This is a genomic window from Streptomyces sp. NPDC003379 (assembly GCF_053589195.1).
On record NZ_JBSFRK010000017.1, the window covers coordinates 36,527 to 50,481 of the forward strand.

At 72.4% G+C, this 13,955-nt stretch carries 17 protein-coding genes; 10 read left to right on the forward strand and 7 right to left on the reverse strand.

Annotation, left to right across the window (positions count from 1 at the left end; translation table 11 throughout):
* Positions 1-94 precede the first annotated feature (94 nt).
* Positions 95-976, forward strand: a complete 882-nt coding sequence (locus tag ACWDVB_RS18595) for a putative protein N(5)-glutamine methyltransferase (protein ID WP_451513805.1) — start codon at positions 95-97, stop codon at positions 974-976.
* A 142-nt stretch (positions 977-1,118) separates the two neighbouring features.
* Here the strand turns inward: ACWDVB_RS18595 and ACWDVB_RS18600 are convergent, their stop codons facing one another.
* A complete protein-coding gene (locus tag ACWDVB_RS18600) occupies positions 1,119-1,307 on the reverse strand; it encodes a hypothetical protein (RefSeq protein WP_451513838.1) in 189 nt (62 codons plus the stop codon).
* A 227-nt stretch (positions 1,308-1,534) separates the two neighbouring features.
* Between ACWDVB_RS18600 and ACWDVB_RS18605 the strand changes: the two genes are divergently transcribed.
* From ACWDVB_RS18605 to ACWDVB_RS18615, 3 genes are all read left to right on the forward strand, one after another.
* Positions 1,535-2,107, forward strand: coding sequence for a Clp protease N-terminal domain-containing protein (locus tag ACWDVB_RS18605; RefSeq protein ID WP_451513804.1), 573 nt, complete (start codon positions 1,535-1,537; stop codon positions 2,105-2,107).
* 221 nt (positions 2,108-2,328) lie between these two features.
* Positions 2,329-3,276 (forward strand): EamA family transporter, encoded by a 948-nt coding sequence (locus ACWDVB_RS18610; RefSeq protein WP_451513803.1) that lies wholly within the window; start codon positions 2,329-2,331, stop codon positions 3,274-3,276.
* Positions 3,277-3,471: 195 nt separating this feature from the next.
* Positions 3,472-4,431 carry a DMT family transporter gene (locus ACWDVB_RS18615; protein WP_451513802.1) on the forward strand — a complete coding sequence of 320 codons (960 nt, stop codon included), beginning with the start codon at positions 3,472-3,474 and terminating at the stop codon, positions 4,429-4,431.
* Positions 4,432-4,564: 133 nt separating this feature from the next.
* Here the strand turns inward: ACWDVB_RS18615 and ACWDVB_RS18620 are convergent, their stop codons facing one another.
* A complete protein-coding gene (locus tag ACWDVB_RS18620; protein ID WP_451513801.1) occupies positions 4,565-5,251 on the reverse strand; it encodes an FMN-binding negative transcriptional regulator in 687 nt (228 codons plus the stop codon).
* Complete coding sequence (locus ACWDVB_RS18625) at positions 5,251-5,985, reverse strand: pyridoxamine 5'-phosphate oxidase family protein (protein WP_451513800.1); 735 nt, start codon at positions 5,983-5,985, stop codon at positions 5,251-5,253. Before ACWDVB_RS18625 ends, ACWDVB_RS18620 begins: the two co-directional genes overlap by 1 nt.
* A 145-nt stretch (positions 5,986-6,130) precedes the next feature.
* On the opposite strand from ACWDVB_RS18625, the gene ACWDVB_RS18630 reads away from it, so the two are divergent.
* Positions 6,131-7,462 carry an aminotransferase class I/II-fold pyridoxal phosphate-dependent enzyme gene (locus ACWDVB_RS18630; RefSeq protein WP_451513799.1) on the forward strand — a complete coding sequence of 444 codons (1,332 nt, stop codon included), beginning with the start codon at positions 6,131-6,133 and terminating at the stop codon, positions 7,460-7,462.
* A gap of 22 nt (positions 7,463-7,484) precedes the next feature.
* On the opposite strand, the gene ACWDVB_RS18635 is transcribed toward ACWDVB_RS18630, so the two are convergent.
* The gene (locus ACWDVB_RS18635; RefSeq protein WP_451513798.1) at positions 7,485-8,558 is read right to left on the reverse strand and encodes a DMT family transporter; all 1,074 of its coding nucleotides are present in this window, start codon (positions 8,556-8,558) and stop codon (positions 7,485-7,487) included.
* A 75-nt stretch (positions 8,559-8,633) separates the two neighbouring features.
* On the opposite strand from ACWDVB_RS18635, the gene ACWDVB_RS18640 reads away from it, so the two are divergent.
* Positions 8,634-9,536 carry a LysR family transcriptional regulator gene (locus ACWDVB_RS18640; RefSeq protein WP_451513797.1) on the forward strand — a complete coding sequence of 301 codons (903 nt, stop codon included), beginning with the start codon at positions 8,634-8,636 and terminating at the stop codon, positions 9,534-9,536.
* A 31-nt stretch (positions 9,537-9,567) separates the two neighbouring features.
* Here ACWDVB_RS18640 and ACWDVB_RS18645 read toward each other — a convergent pair whose 3' ends face one another.
* Positions 9,568-10,035, reverse strand: coding sequence for a pyridoxamine 5'-phosphate oxidase family protein (locus ACWDVB_RS18645; RefSeq protein ID WP_451513796.1), 468 nt, complete (start codon positions 10,033-10,035; stop codon positions 9,568-9,570).
* A gap of 217 nt (positions 10,036-10,252) precedes the next feature.
* On the opposite strand from ACWDVB_RS18645, the gene ACWDVB_RS18650 reads away from it, so the two are divergent.
* Positions 10,253-10,894 carry a cysteine hydrolase gene (locus tag ACWDVB_RS18650; RefSeq protein WP_451513795.1) on the forward strand — a complete coding sequence of 214 codons (642 nt, stop codon included), beginning with the start codon at positions 10,253-10,255 and terminating at the stop codon, positions 10,892-10,894.
* On the opposite strand, the gene ACWDVB_RS18655 is transcribed toward ACWDVB_RS18650, so the two are convergent.
* Both ACWDVB_RS18655 and ACWDVB_RS18660 read right to left on the reverse strand, forming a co-directional pair.
* A complete protein-coding gene (locus ACWDVB_RS18655; protein ID WP_451513794.1) occupies positions 10,891-11,343 on the reverse strand; it encodes a Rieske (2Fe-2S) protein in 453 nt (150 codons plus the stop codon). The two genes, ACWDVB_RS18650 and ACWDVB_RS18655, sit on opposite strands and share 4 nt — an antisense overlap.
* A 141-nt stretch (positions 11,344-11,484) precedes the next feature.
* On the reverse strand, positions 11,485-11,817 hold the full coding sequence (locus ACWDVB_RS18660) for a hypothetical protein (protein ID WP_451513793.1): 333 nt from the start codon (positions 11,815-11,817) through the stop codon (positions 11,485-11,487).
* Positions 11,818-11,881: 64 nt separating this feature from the next.
* On the opposite strand from ACWDVB_RS18660, the gene ACWDVB_RS18665 reads away from it, so the two are divergent.
* From ACWDVB_RS18665 to fabG, 3 genes are all read left to right on the forward strand, one after another.
* Positions 11,882-12,673 (forward strand): HipA family kinase, encoded by a 792-nt coding sequence (locus tag ACWDVB_RS18665; RefSeq protein ID WP_451513792.1) that lies wholly within the window; start codon positions 11,882-11,884, stop codon positions 12,671-12,673.
* Complete coding sequence (locus tag ACWDVB_RS18670) at positions 12,670-13,053, forward strand: DUF3037 domain-containing protein (protein ID WP_451513791.1); 384 nt, start codon at positions 12,670-12,672, stop codon at positions 13,051-13,053. Before ACWDVB_RS18665 ends, ACWDVB_RS18670 begins: the two co-directional genes overlap by 4 nt.
* Positions 13,054-13,189: 136 nt before the next feature.
* Positions 13,190-13,951 carry a 3-oxoacyl-ACP reductase FabG gene (fabG, locus tag ACWDVB_RS18675; RefSeq protein WP_451513790.1) on the forward strand — a complete coding sequence of 254 codons (762 nt, stop codon included), beginning with the start codon at positions 13,190-13,192 and terminating at the stop codon, positions 13,949-13,951.
* The last annotated feature ends 4 nt before the right edge of the window (positions 13,952-13,955 follow it).

Consider the following 13,955-nt stretch of genomic DNA (forward strand, 5'->3'; position numbering starts at 1 on the left):
TAGCAGGTCGGGTGCTCCCTCTTCGCGACCGCGCGGTTCACCCGGCATAGGTGATCCGAGGGACCCCATCGGGATCCCGGAAGGTTTTCTTCACATGTCGGTTTCGTCTTTCTCCACCTCTGAGTCGTCCCCCGTCTCTGAGTCGTCCCCCGTCTCTGGGGTGTCCCCCATCTCTGGGTTGTCCGCCGCTTCGGTGTGCTCCCCCTCCTCGCATCGCTCCTCCGTGGTCACGGCGTTGCGTGCCGCGGGCTGTGTCTTCGCCGAGGACGAGGCGGAGTTGATCCTCTCCACCGCGCGCACCACCGCCGAAGTCGCCGCCATGGTGGAGCGCCGGGCGGGCGGGCTTCCGCTCGAACACGTCGTCGGCTGGGCCGAGTTCCGCGGTCTGCGGATAACCGTCGACCCCGGGGTCTTCGTGCCGCGCCGCCGCACCGAATTCCTCGTCGCCCAGGCCGCCGCGCTCGCGGGACGCGAAGCCGTCGTCGTCGACCTGTGCTGCGGATCGGGCGCCCTCGGCGCCGCGCTCGCCGCGGGGCTCGACCGGGTCGAGCTGCACGCCGCCGACATCGACCCGGCGGCCGTCCGCTGCGCCCGCCGCAATGTCGCCGCCGCCGGTGGCGAGGTGTACGAGGGCGACCTCTACGACCCGCTGCCCGGCACCCTCCGCGGCCGCGTCGGCGTCCTGCTCGCCAACGTCCCCTACGTCCCCACCGATGAAGTCGGCCTGCTGCCCGCCGAAGCCCGCGTCCACGAGGCGCGGGTGGCGCTCGACGGCGGCAGCGACGGGCTCGACGTACTGCGCCGGGTGACCGCGGGCGCGCCGGGGTGGCTGGCGCCCGGCGGTCATCTGCTGTTCGAGATGAGTGAAGGGCAGGTGCCCGCCGCCGTCGACGCTGTCGAGCGGACCGGTATGGCGGCGCGGGTCGTCGAGGACGAGGAGCTGTACGCCACGGTCGTCATCGGCACGCGTCCGTGAGGACTTGCACGGGGCGGCGTGGACGGGAAGGGCGTGGACGCGCGAGGTGGGGCGCGTGAGGCGGGGCGCGTGAGGCGGGACGCGTGAGGTGGGGCGCGCGAGGCGGAGCGCGTGACGCGGAGCGCCTGTCGGTCGGCGCCGGTCAGCCGACGCGTCGTATGACCGCCGCGTCGAAGAGGTCCGACGCCCTCGGGAACGGGCTCTCGTCATGGCAGTGCCAGGCGTCCCAGAACAGATCGGCGGGCAGCGCGTCGTCGGGTGCGTACACCCGATACACGTACTGCCTGCCGTCGACCGCGGGCAGGGCGACCATCCAGCACCTGCCCTCCATGCACCTGGTCTCCACGCACGTGCTCTCCATGCAAGTGAGACGTATGACACCGCCCCTTGGTTGTCCCGCGTACGCGGGACAAGGCGGCGCGCGCCCATGGGGAGCCGATCGGTCGGATCTCATCCGTAAGGAGGACAACCAACGCGGGCGTGCCCAACCTGTGTCGGACGCGAAGATGCTTCCCGCCGCCGATGCATATGCCGCTGGGGGTTGATGTGGTGGGAGATGTGCAAAGCCGTACCCCGCCGGACGCCGAACCCGGCCCCACCCGAGCAGAACTCGACTCCGGACTCAGCGCGGAGCTGGCCTCGGTGGTGGCCGGCGCGCGCCGCCGCGCGGTGCGTGACGGGGACCGGCAGATCGACACCGCCCACCTGCTGCACTCCCTTCTGGAGACCGACCCCGAGGTGCGGGCCGTCTTCGAGAACGGCGCGCAGGTGGTGCGCCTCCTCGGCTACCTAGTGCAGCGCAGCATCGGCTACGGCCTTCAGTGGCAGGGCACCGTCGAGGACTCCGGGGCCGTCCCGGTGGTGGCGTCCGCGAAGGAGACGGGCTGGTCGCCCGCCGCCGCCACCGCGATGGACGGGGCGCTGGACCGCGCCGAGGTACGCGAAGACCCGCGGGCCCTCGGCATGGACCTGCTCGCCGGACTCACCGCCGACCCGGAGTGCCGGGCGGTCGAGGTCCTGGGGCGGGCCGGTGTCGACGTCGAGGTCCTGTTGCGCCGCGTCGAGGCCGGCTGCCGGCAGTACGCGTCCGGAGGCCATGGGTTCGCGGGCGGCCACGGCCCGGGGCGCTGACCGCTTCCGCCTCGCGACGCGCTCACGGCAAGGGCGGATGTCCGCCGACTGAGACAGGGGTCATGACGGATGACGCTCATGACACGTCCTGCCATGATGTGCCGGTGCAAGCGTCACAGGGGATTCAGGAGAGTCAGGGGAGCCAGCGGAGCCAGGGGAGTAGCCAGGGAAGACGGGGGAGCCAGGGGAGCCCGGGAGGCCCTCGGGGCCGCGGCCTCGGGTTGGGGCTCGCCCTCGTATCGGCGGTCGCGTTCGGCGGCTCCGGTGTCGCGGCGAAACCGCTGATCGAAGCGGGCCTGGACCCTCTGCACGTGGTGTGGCTGAGGGTGGCGGGCGCCGCCCTGGTGATGCTGCCCGTGGCCTGGCGGCACCGCGGACTGCCGCGGGCCAGGCCCGCGCTGCTCGCCGGATTCGGTCTGCTCGCCGTGGCGGGCGTCCAGGCCTGCTACTTCGCCGCGCTCTCCCGCATCCCCGTCGGTGTCGCTCTCCTGATCGAGTACCTCGCCCCCGCGCTGGTCCTCGGCTGGGTGCGCTTCGTGCAGCGGCGGCCGGTGACGCGTGCCGCCGCGCTCGGTGTCGTACTGGCGGTCGGCGGTCTTGCGTGCGTCGTCGAGGTGTGGTCGGGCCTCGGCTTCGACGCCATCGGGCTGCTGCTCGCCCTCGGCGCGGCCTGCTGCCAGGTCGGCTACTTCGTCCTGTCCGACCAGGGCAGCGACGCGGGCGCCGACGCTCCCGATCCCCTCGGCGTCATCGCGTACGGCCTGCTCGTCGGCACCGCCGTACTGACCGTCGTCGCACGCCCCTGGGGCATGGACTGGTCGTTGCTCGCGGGCGGCGCCGACCTGGACGGCTCGACCGTTCCCGCGTGGATTCTGCTCGGTTGGATCGTGCTGATCGCCACCGTCGTCGCGTACGTCACCGGGGTGCTGTCCGTGCGCAGGCTCTCGCCGCAGGTGGCCGGCGTCGTGGCCTGCCTCGAAGCCGTCATCGCGACCGCCCTGGCCTGGGTGGTCCTCGGTGAGCGCCTCTCCGCGCCGCAGATCATCGGGGGTGCCGTCGTCCTCGCGGGCGCGTTCATCGCCCAGTCGTCGGCGCCCGCCGAGCCCATCTCGAAGGGGACCGTCCCGGATCCCGAAACGGAGTTGTCGCGCAGCGGCAGCGCGACCTAGTGTGATGATCATGCATTCACGAGCGCTCGTTCTTCCGCCCCCCGCCGCTTAGCGCGGGGTGCTCACGGATCACGCCCAGGCCAGTGGCCGGGCGGAACGGTGCTGCCCGCAGACGGAGCCATTCATCCCTCTCTGCTGCGGAGAATTCACGTGTCGAACACGTCGAACACGTCGAGCACGTCAAGCGTGCCCACTGTGTCGAATGCCGTCCTCGGCCTGCCCGTCGGGCGAGGTCTCTTCTATCTGATCGTCGCCGGAACCGCCTGGGGCACCGCCGGTGCCGCCGCCGCGCTCGTCTTCCAGGACAGCGACATGGGGCCGGTCAGTCTCTCCTTCTGGCGGTGCGCGGGCGGGTTCGTCCTGCTGCTCGCCGCGCGTCTGGTGCGGCCGCGCCGGGCGAAGTCGTACGAGTCGGCCCCCGAGCCGCTCACCCGCAGGATCCGCCGCATCGTGGTGACGGGCGTGGCCCTCACGGTGTTCCAGACCGCCTACTTCGCGGCCGTCGAGACGACCGGCCTGGCGGTCGGCACCGTCGTCACCATGGGGTCGGGGCCCGTCCTCATCGCGCTCGGCGCCAGGGTCACGATGGGGGAGCGGCTCGGGCGCGGCGGGGTCGTCGCCGTCGTGGGCGCTCTGGCCGGGCTTGTGGTGCTCGTCCTGGGTGGCGGTGGCGCGACCGTCCGCCCGGTCGGTGTGGCCTGGGGACTCACCTCCGCGGCCGCGTACGCCGCGATGACCCTAACCACTCGGTGGTGGGGCCGGGACGGCGCCGCCGACTCGTCCGACACCACGGTCTGGTCGTTCGCCGTCGTCGCGCTCTGCCTGCTGCCGCTCGCCGGAACCGAGGGCCTGGTGCCGCACACCGCCGAACCCGCGCGCGTGGGCGTCTATCTGCTGTACATCGCCGCCGTGCCGACAGCGGTCGCGTACACGCTGTACTTCGCCGGGGCGGCCGTCGTGCGGTCCGCGACCGTCTCCGTGATCACGCTCCTGGAGCCGGTCAGCGCCGCCGTCATCGCGGTCGCGCTGCTCGGCGAGGCGCTGACCGTGGCGACGGTCGCGGGCACGGTGCTGATGATGGCCGCGGTGACGGGACTCGCGGTCGCGGAGGCGCGGGGCGTGGTGGCGGCGCGCAGGGAGGCGGTGGCGGTGTAGCGGTAGCGATACGGGTACGGGTGCCGGTACCCGTACCCGTACCCGTACCCGTACCCGTACCGGTGCGGGAGTTGAGGGGCGGGCGCGCGTCGTGGCGCACCCGCTCCGTCCCGTGGCGTCCCGCCTGCCCCGCTCAGTCCTCGCGGCGACGCAGGTGGTGTGCGAGTGCGGCCGCGTCACGCGGGCCGTTCCGCTCGGCGAGACCCGCGGCGATGCGGTGCCGCACCTCCTCCGGCTTGTGGATCGCGTACTTGAACTTGGCCCGTACGTCGGTCACTTCGAGGCAGAGCGCGCGGATGCCGGAGAGCATGCGGCCGTACGGGGCCTCGCCGACTGCCGCCCGCGCGGAGCCGCCGTCCAGCTGGAAGTGCCCGACCTGGCGGTTCAGGATGTCGGCCTTCTCTTCGGGGTCGTCGACCACGCGGGCGGTGCAGCGGAGCTGAACGGCGGCGTAGAAGCTCGTGGGCACGCCGTGCTCGGCCGGGATGTCGGGGGCGGCCTGCCAGGGGCCCGGCACGAACACGTAGTCGTCGACCACGCTCAGGAGCACCTCGGGGTCGGCCTCCAAGGCGGGCCAGAGCGGGTTCGGGCGGGCCAGGTGGGTCAGTACCCTGCCGCGCGTGCCGTTCGCACCCTGCGTGCTGTTCATGCCGTTCGCGCCCTGCGTGCCGTGGTCGGCTTCGTACGCGAAGTGCAGTGGCTGGACGTGCGGCGGCTCGCCCGGTAGGCCGTTCACGGCGAGCTGACCGAAGTCGTGGGCGGCGAGCCACTCCTGCCACTCGGTGTCGGTGCGGGCGCCGTCCCAGGGGTGGATCAGCATCACAGCTCGACGAGGTAGTCGGGGACGTCGATGCCGGGCGCGAGGTCGGCGGAGGGGATCAGGGCACCGTGGCCCTTGAGCAGCGGGACCACGCCCGACCAGTGGGGGAGGTCCATGTCCTCCGGCTCGTCGTTCGGGCCGCCGGTGCGGGCCTTCGCCGACACTTCGTTGAGGTCGAGGCGGAGTACGGCGGTCGCCGCGAGCTCCTTGGCGTTGGCGGGGCGCGAGTCGGCGGAGCGGCCCGGCACGACGTGGTCGACGAGGGCGTCCAGGGCGGTCCGCTTCTCCTCGGGGTCCGTGACCTGGTAGGCGGTGCCGTGGACCACCACGGAGCGGTAGTTGATCGAGTGGTGGAAAGCGGAGCGGGCCAGGACGAGGCCGTCGACGTGGGTGACGGTCAGACACACCTGAAGGCCCGGGTCCTCCTGTCCTTCCTGTCCTTCCTGTCCCCGCTGTCCCTCCTGGGCGGTGCGCGCCATGCGCAGGGGGCGGGAGCCCGTCGAGCCGTGTACGTACAGGCGTTCGCCCACGCGTCCGTAGAGCGTCGGCAGCACGACGGGGGAGCCGTCTCGTACGAAACCCAGGTGGCAGACGTAGGCCTCGTCGAGTATCGCGTGCACCGATTCGCGGTCGTACGAAGCGCGCTCCCGCGAACGGGTGGGGACGGTGCGGTCGGTCGGTGTGTAGGCGGCGCTGTCCGGCGAAGCGGTGGCGGTGGTCGGCGTCGTCTGCATGGCTCTCCCTGTACTGATCCGTCTGCTGATCCATGTGCTGCGCGTGTGCTGTGCGCGTGCTGTGCGCGTGCTCACGCGTGTGCTGCTGCTCCGCATCCGGTGCGGCGTGTTGCTGTTCTTATTGCACTAGTGCATACTGTGTTTTGTGCTAGGAGAGTATCCGATCGAAGGACGGCGTGCAGCGGATATCGCGGCCAGCGTGGAGCGGGCCGTGGGTGACGGTGGCCTGGAGCCGGGGCAACTGCTGCCGCCCATGCGTGAGTTGGCCACGCGTCTCGGGGTGAATCCCAATACTGTGGCGGCCGCGTATCGCACCCTGCGCGAGCGCGGGGTCATCGAGACGGCGGGGCGGCGCGGAAGTCGCGTACGGCCGAAGCCCGCCACGACCGCGCGCGAGCTGATCCGCGTGGACGCGCCGCCCGGGGTGCGGAACGTCTCCGAGGGCAACCCCGACCCGCGGCTGCTGCCCCCGCTCGCCGGGGCGTTCGCGGCGGCCGCGGCGCAGGGCGACGAGGAACCGGTCCTCTACGGAGAGGGGGCCGTGGACCCGGAGCTCGAACGGCACGCGCGCGTGGCCTTCGACATCGACGGGGTCCCCGCCGGGCCCGTCGCCGTCACCTCCGGGTCGCTCGACGCCATCGAGAGGGTGCTCGCCGCCCACCTCAAGCCGGGCGACGCGGTGGCCGTCGAGGACCCGGGCTGGGGCAGCCTGCTCGACCTGGTCTCGGCGCTCGGGCTGCGGACGGTCCCGGTAGCAGTGGACGACGAGGGGCCGCTGCCCGCCGATGTGGAGCGGGCCGTGGCCGGAGGTGCCCGCGCGGTCATCGTGACGGACCGCGCGCAGAACCCCACGGGCGCCGCTGTCAGCGCTCCACGCGCGCGTGGCTTGCGGAAGGTGCTCGCCGGGCACAAGGAGGTGCTGCTCATCGAGGACGACCACGGCCATGGCATCGTCGACCTGCCGCTGCACCCGCTCGCCGGGGTGACCCACAGCTGGGCGCTGGTGCGCTCGACCGCCAAGGCGTACGGGCCGGACCTGCGGCTCGCCGTACTCACCGGAGACCCCGTCACCGTCGATCGGGTCCAGGGCCGCCAGCGGCTCGGCCCCGGCTGGGTGAGCCGGCTGCTCCAGCGTGCCGTGGTGCGGCTCTGGGCCGACGGCGCGGTCGACCCCGGCGTGGTGGCGGCGTCGTACGGAGGCCGACGGGACGCGCTGATCGCGGCGCTCGCCGAACGGGGCGTACCGGCGCACGGGCGCAGCGGCATGAACGTATGGGTGCCGGTCCCGGACGAGACGGGAGCCGTGGCCCGTCTGCTGCACGCCGGCTGGGCCGTCGCCCCGGGCGCACGCTTCCGGCTCGGCGCGAGCCCCGGGGTACGGATCACCGTCGCGGGACTCGCCGACGAGGAGATCGTGCCGATGGCGGAAGCGGTGGCCTCGGCGGTCGGGCCTGCTCCGGCGCGGCGATATGAGTGAGGGGGGACGGGGCGGCGGGTGGCTACCGGCCGGGTGACGACTGGCGGTCAGGGGCCGGGTTGACTGGGGGTGTCGCGCCGCGTGGGGTCGTTGTCGTGCGCGGTCGGGACCGGGTCAGGGCCGCGCCCGCGAGGACGATCGCCGCGCCGATCGGCGTCGACCAGCTCAGGGACTCGCCGAGCACGGCGACGCCCGCGGCCGTCGCGATGACCGGGACGAAGTACGTGACCATCTGGGCGGTGGTCGGACCGACCTCGTCGACCAGCGCGTACTGCAACAGGAAGGCAAGCCCCGTGCCGAGGGCGCCGAGCGCCACGATCGCCAGCAGCGGCACCACCGGGAAGCTGGTCGGGAACGAGGTGAACAGCGGCGTCACCACCGCCAGTTCGACGGTCGCGAGCAGCAGTTGCGCTCCGGTCAGGGAGAGGGTCGAGTGGCCCGAACCGGCCAGGGTGCGGCGGACGTAGATCCAGCCGATCGGATAGCTGAGCGAGGCCAGCAGCGCCATCCCCGTGCCCGCGAAGTCGAGACCGCTGAAGCCCCGCCAGGCGCCCAGCACGGTGAGCACCCCGAGGAAGCCGATGCCGAGGCCCGCGACGCGGCGCCTGGTCGGGCGGTCCTCGGAGAGCGCGACGAGCGAGAGGGCCATGCCCCACAGCGGCGACGTCGCGTTGCAGATCCCGGCGAGCGTGGAGGGGATCGTCAGCTCCGCGTAAGCGAACAGCGAGAACGGCAGGGCGTTGAGCAGCAACGCCGCCACCGTGAGGTGCAGCCAGGTACGCGCTCCGCGCGGCAGCCGCTCCCGCTTCACCACGAGCACGGCGGCGACCACCGCTGTGCCGAACACGAGCCGCCCGAGCGTGACCTGGAAGGGCGCGTACGCCTCCGTGCCTACCTTGATCAGCAGGAAGCTGAAGCCCCAGATGAGCGAGAGGACGCCGAAGCGGACGCGCCAGTCGAGGGCGGGGCGGCCGGTCGCCTTCGAGGACGGTGTGGCGGGCGGGGTCGCGGCGGACGTGGCTGATGGGGCCGGGGCGGTACGTGGGGACGGGGCGGTGCGTGAGGCCGGGGTGGTGCGTGAGGACGGGGTGCTCATGCGTTCCACGATGCGTCCCGATGATCTCGTAGCACAAGCGAGTTTTGTTGCGCTGTATCGCGTAGCATTGCTTACATGTTGAACCTGGAGCGCCTCCGTACGCTCGACGCCCTCGCCCGGCACGGCTCGGTGAGCGGCGCCGCCGCGGGCCTGCACGTCACAACGTCCGCGGTGTCCCAGCAGATGACGAAGCTGGAGCGGGAGGTGGGCCAGCAGCTCCTCGCCAAGAACGGCCGGGGCGTGCGCCTCACCGACGCGGGGCGGCTGCTCGCCGAGCACGCCGCGCGGATCCTCTCGCAGGTCGAGCTCGCCCAGGCCGACCTGGAGGAGCAGCGCGGCAAGGCGGTCGGCGAGCTGCGGATCTCCGCGTTCCCCACGGCCATGCGCGGACTGCTGCCCGCCACGCTCTCCGCGCTCCGCGCCGATCACCCGGGGCTGCGGGTCGGCTGCCACGAACTGGAGCCGACCCCCGCGGTGTCGGCCGTGGTGCGCGGCGACATCGACATGGCGGTCGTCCTCGACTGGTACAACAAGCCGCTGCCGATCCCGGACGGCCTGGTCAAGGCGCCCCTCCTCGACGACCCCGCCGATGTCGCGATGCCCGCCGCGCATCCGCTCGCGGACCGCTCCGAAGTGGGTCTGGAGGAGTTCGCGGACGACGAGTGGATCACCTGGGGGGAGGGCGAGTTCTGCCATGAGTGGCTGATGTTCACGCTGCGCGGCAAGGGCATCGAGCCGCGCATCGCGCACCGCGCCCAGGAGCACCACACCCAGCTCGCGCTGGTCGCGGCCGGCCTCGGCGTCTGCGTGGCCCCGCAGCTGGGGCGGGACCCGATGCCGGCCGGGGTGCGCATGGTCCCCGTGCGGCACCGGGTGCGGCGCCATGTGTACGTGGTGTGGCGGGCGGACGCGGACCGGCGTCCGTCGATCAGAGCGGTGGTGGAGGCGCTGCGGGCGGCCGGGGCGGGGCTCCGGTAGGCCGGATGCCGGATGCCGGGCCACGAGCTCGTTACAGCTCCGCCAGCTTACGGAAGTCCCACGACGCGATCGCGTCCGGCGTGAGCCGGATCCACGCGTGGCGGCCGTCGTGCGGCATCTCGTCCAGGCCGAACAGTTTGCGGGCGAACAGCCGCTCAGGAACGTCCAGTTCCGGGCACGGTTCGCCCGTGCGCGGAGACTCCCCGACGAAGTCCACGGCGCCCGACAGCTCGACGCCGCGCAGCTCTCCGTACTCCTCGCCCGTGTCGACCACGACGGCGATCCGCTGATCCCGGATCAGGTCGGCCCAGCGCTTGCTGCGGGTGATCGAGTACAGCCACAGCGACGTGCCGTCCCAGGCGAACCAGAGCGTGCTGACGTGCGGGGCGCCGTCGGCGGAGACCGTCGCCACCCGGCAGGTGCGCTCCGTGGCGAGGAACGCGTCCAGCTCGTCCGGCGTCATCATGATCCTGCGGCCCCGGCGCTGTGTGACGGCCATGTGTCCTCCTGAGTGGTGTTCCGCGTGCCCGCACCTGACTCGCTCCCCGTCCCCATCCCCATCCCCGTCCCCTTCTGACTGGGCGTCAGGGTGGGCGTCACGAAAGGATGGACGCTCTTCCCTCGTGACGCAATGGCCGTTAGCCTCGCGCGGATTCCGGGCGCCCCGACTGCCCGCCGGGGGCCGGATGTCCCGGACGTCCTCGACAGGGGGAGCCATGCCGTCGTACGAACAGCTCAGGGAGATCCTCGACCCCGCCACCACGGCCCTGCTGACCGTCGAGTGCCAGCAGGGCATCGTGGGCACCGAGAGCGCGCTGCCCGAACTCGCCGAGGAGGCGCGGTCGTCCGGTGCCCTCGCCAATGTCGCGCGGCTGGTGTCCGCGGCCCACCACAGCGGCGTCCAGGTGCTGCACGCGGTCGCCGAGCGGCGGCCCGACGGGCGCGGGGCCAGCCGCAACGCCCGGCTCTTCCGCGCCGCCGAACGGCTGCCCGTGCGGCAGCTCTCGGGTACGACGGCCGTGCGGGTCGCGCCGCCGATCGACGTGGCCGACGAGGACCTCGTCGTACGCCGCCTGCACGGCCTCTCGCCCCTCGCGGGAACCGACGTCGACGCGCTGCTGCGCAACATCGGCTGCCGGACCCTTCTGGTCACCGGGGTCTCGGCCAACGTCGCGATACCCAACGCCGTGTTCGACGCCGTGAACCTCGGCTACACCGCCGTCGTGCCCGCCGACGCCATCGCGGGGGTCCCCTCCGAGTACACGCCCGCGATGGTCCGCAACACCCTCGCGCTGGTCGCCACCATCGCCGGCACGGAGGACGTCCTCGGCGCCTGGAAGGGGCCGCGCCGCGCCTAGGCGAGCTTGATCGAGTCGCCGTCCACGGAGATCTCGGCCGCGGGCAGCGGACTGGGCGCCGGGTTCTGTTTCACGCTGCCGTCGGCGATGTCGAACTTGCTTCCGTGGCAGGGGCAGTTGATGGTGCCGCCCTCGACGCTCGTCACCGGGCACTTCTTGTGAGTGCAGAGGTTCGAGAAGGCCTTGAACTCGCCCTTGGCGGGCTGGGTGACCACCACCCCCTCGTCCTTGAAGATCTTGCCGCCGCCCACGGGGATGTCCGCCGTCCTGGCGAGCACGGTCCCGGTGGCGCCGTCGCCGCCCGCCGGGGACTGCGCGCCCGCCGGTGCGGAGGAGTCCTTGTCGTCACTGCCGCACGCGGTGAGGGCGGCGGCGATCCCCGCGGCGCCGACCGTGGCCACGACGGTGCGGCGGCTGGGCCCGGAGACGGTTTCTTCGGAAGTCGTCATGCCCGGTGGTACGGCCGCGTCGGCCGCCGCGTTCAAACGCGCGGGGACTTCTTAAGGCTCGAGAACTTCTTAAGGCTCGAGAACTTCTTAGGGCTCAGGGACTTCTTAAGGCTCAGGGACTTCTCAAGCCTCAGCGACTTCTTACGCTCTCCGCCCGGCCGGTTCGCCCCCGCGCAGCACGGTCACCGTCTGTCCGTCCGGAGCCCTGCTGTCGAGCACCACGGTGTCCCCGCCGACGGCCGCCGCGTGCACGCCGGGGCCCTCGCTGATCCGCCGCAGGGCGCCGGTGCGGCGCGCGGCGTGGACTCCTCGGGCACCTCGTCCGGGGCGCGCACCGCGACCCGCGTCCCGTCCAGGCGCAGGATGTGCGGCGACGTCTCGGCGTTGGCCGTGCCGGGCCGTGAAGCCGCGCGGCACCCCCAGGGAGAAGGGGCGTGTGCGCGCGAACTGCCGAGGAAGGCCAAAGGAGTCCATGCCGGGCACTGTAGGCAGCGGGGCGAGTGATCGAACAGCTCCGGCCCGGAAGTAACCTGGGGCCATGCTCACGGAAGTCACCGCGGTCCGCTATGTCACGCCCCTGCGGGAGGGCGGATCGCTGCCCGGCGTCGTAGAGGCCGCCGACGCCGAGGGCGCGTACGCGACGTACGTCATGAAGTTCACCGGCGCCGGACAGGGCCGCAAGACGCTCGTCGCCGAGGTGGTCTGCGGGGAGCTGGCGCGCCGCCTGGGGCTGCGGATGCCGCGGCTCGTCCAGATCCTCCTCGACCCGGTGATCGGCCTCGGGGAGCCCGACCAGGAGGTGCAGGGACTTCTGAAGTCGAGCGGTGGCCTCAACCTCGGCATGGACTTCCTGTCGGGCGCGCTCGGCTTCGACCCCCTCGCGTACGACGTGGACCCGGCCGAGGCGGGACGCGTCGTCTGGTTCGACGCCCTCATCAACAACGTGGACCGGTCCTGGCGCAACCCGAACCTGCTCCTGTGGCACGGCGACCTGTGGCTGATCGACCACGGCGCGAGCATGATCTGGCACCACAACTGGCGCACCGCCGAGACCGCGGCCGCCAAGCCGTACGACGCATCGGACCACGTCCTCGCCCCCTACGGGCCCGACGTGGCGTCGGCCACGGCCGAGCTCGCCCCCCTCGTCACCGAGGAACTGCTCGCCGAGGTCACCGCCGAGGTGCCCGACGCCTGGCTGGTCGACGAGCCCGGCTTCGAGGGCCCGGACGACGTGCGCCGCGCCTACGCGGCGGCGCTGCTGCCGCGCGCCAAGACCATCCACGAGCGGATCGCGCTCGGCGAGCCGCGGCCGAAGGGGGCCACCAAGTGACGGAGCGGGACGTCTTCGAGTACGCGCTGGTGCGCGTGGTGCCGCGCGTGGAGCGCGGCGAGCAGTTCAACGCGGGCGTCGTGGTCTACTGCCGCGCCAAGTCCTTCGTGGCCGCCCGTACGCACCTCGACGAGAGCAAGCTGCTCGCGCTCGACCCGGCGGCCGACGTCGTCGGCGTCAAGGCCGCGCTCGGTGCCGTCGAGCGGATCTGCGCGGGCGGCGAGGCCGCGGGCCAGGCCGAGCGCGACGACGCGGGGCGGCGCTTTCGCTGGCTGATCGCGCCGCGCTCCACGGTGGTCCAGCCGGGGCCCGTGCACACCGGTCTGACGGCGGATCCCGAGGCCGAGGTGGACCGTCTCCTGGGCCTCTTGGTGAGGTAACAGGTCACAGCTCGCCTGTGTGCCGTTGACACCCGGTGCCAGGGCTTCTAGCGTCTCGTCCAGCTGAAGGTACTAAGCGGTCGCTCACCATCGGGGCGTACCGTAGAGCCGCATCCCAAGGGCGAGGAGAACCAGCATGTCCACCACTGAGCAGCGCGTCGCGGTCGTGACCGGAGGAGCGCGAGGCATCGGTGCGGCGACCGCCGTACGGCTCGCGGCCGAGGGCCGCGCCGTGGCCGTCATCGACCTCGACGAGGCCGCCTGCAAGGACACCGTCGCGCAGATCACCGCGGCCGGCGGCAAGGCGCTCGCGGTCGGCTGCGACGTGTCCGACGAGGCCCAGGTCGAGGCCGCCGTCGCCCGCATCGCCGAGGAGCTCGGCGCGCCGACGATCCTCGTCAACAACGCGGGCGTGCTCCGCGACAACCTCCTCTTCAAGATGAGCGCGGGCGACTGGGACACGGTCATGAACGTGCACCTGCGCGGCGCCTTCCTGATGTCCCGCGCCGTCCAGAAGCACATGGTCGACGCGGGCTTCGGCCGCATCGTCAACCTCTCCTCGTCCTCCGCGCTCGGCAACCGCGGCCAGGCCAACTACGCCGCCGCCAAGGCCGGACTGCAGGGCTTCACCAAGACCCTCGCCAAGGAGCTCGGCAAGTTCGGCGTGACCGCCAACTCCGTCGCCCCCGGCTTCATCGTCACCGAGATGACCAAGGCCACCGCCGACCGCGTGGGCATGGACTTCGAGGAGTTCCAGACCGCGGCCGCCACTCAGATCCCGGTGCAGCGCGTCGGCCGCCCCGAGGACATCGCCAACGCCATCGCCTTCTTCACGGGTGATGCCGCGGGCTTTGTCTCCGGGCAGGTCATGTACGTGGCCGGCGGCCCGCTCAACTGATCCG

Coding starts and splice junctions, on each gene's coding strand:
- ACWDVB_RS18595 (WP_451513805.1), top strand. CDS start 95: ATGTCGGTTTCGTCTTTCTCCACCTCTGAGTCGTCCCCCGTCTCTGAG.
- ACWDVB_RS18600 (WP_451513838.1), bottom strand. CDS start 1,307: ATGGAGGGCAGGTGCTGGATGGTCGCCCTGCCCGCGGTCGACGGCAGG.
- ACWDVB_RS18620 (WP_451513801.1), bottom strand. CDS start 5,251: ATGCTGATCCACCCCTGGGACGGCGCCCGCACCGACACCGAGTGGCAG.
- ACWDVB_RS18625 (WP_451513800.1), bottom strand. CDS start 5,985: ATGCAGACGACGCCGACCACCGCCACCGCTTCGCCGGACAGCGCCGCC.
- ACWDVB_RS18635 (WP_451513798.1), bottom strand. CDS start 8,558: ATGAGCACCCCGTCCTCACGCACCACCCCGGCCTCACGCACCGCCCCG.
- ACWDVB_RS18640 (WP_451513797.1), top strand. CDS start 8,634: ATGTTGAACCTGGAGCGCCTCCGTACGCTCGACGCCCTCGCCCGGCAC.
- ACWDVB_RS18645 (WP_451513796.1), bottom strand. CDS start 10,035: ATGGCCGTCACACAGCGCCGGGGCCGCAGGATCATGATGACGCCGGAC.
- ACWDVB_RS18650 (WP_451513795.1), top strand. CDS start 10,253: ATGCCGTCGTACGAACAGCTCAGGGAGATCCTCGACCCCGCCACCACG.
- ACWDVB_RS18655 (WP_451513794.1), bottom strand. CDS start 11,343: ATGACGACTTCCGAAGAAACCGTCTCCGGGCCCAGCCGCCGCACCGTC.
- ACWDVB_RS18660 (WP_451513793.1), bottom strand. CDS start 11,817: ATGGACTCCTTTGGCCTTCCTCGGCAGTTCGCGCGCACACGCCCCTTC.
- ACWDVB_RS18665 (WP_451513792.1), top strand. CDS start 11,882: ATGCTCACGGAAGTCACCGCGGTCCGCTATGTCACGCCCCTGCGGGAG.
- fabG (WP_451513790.1), top strand. CDS start 13,190: ATGTCCACCACTGAGCAGCGCGTCGCGGTCGTGACCGGAGGAGCGCGA.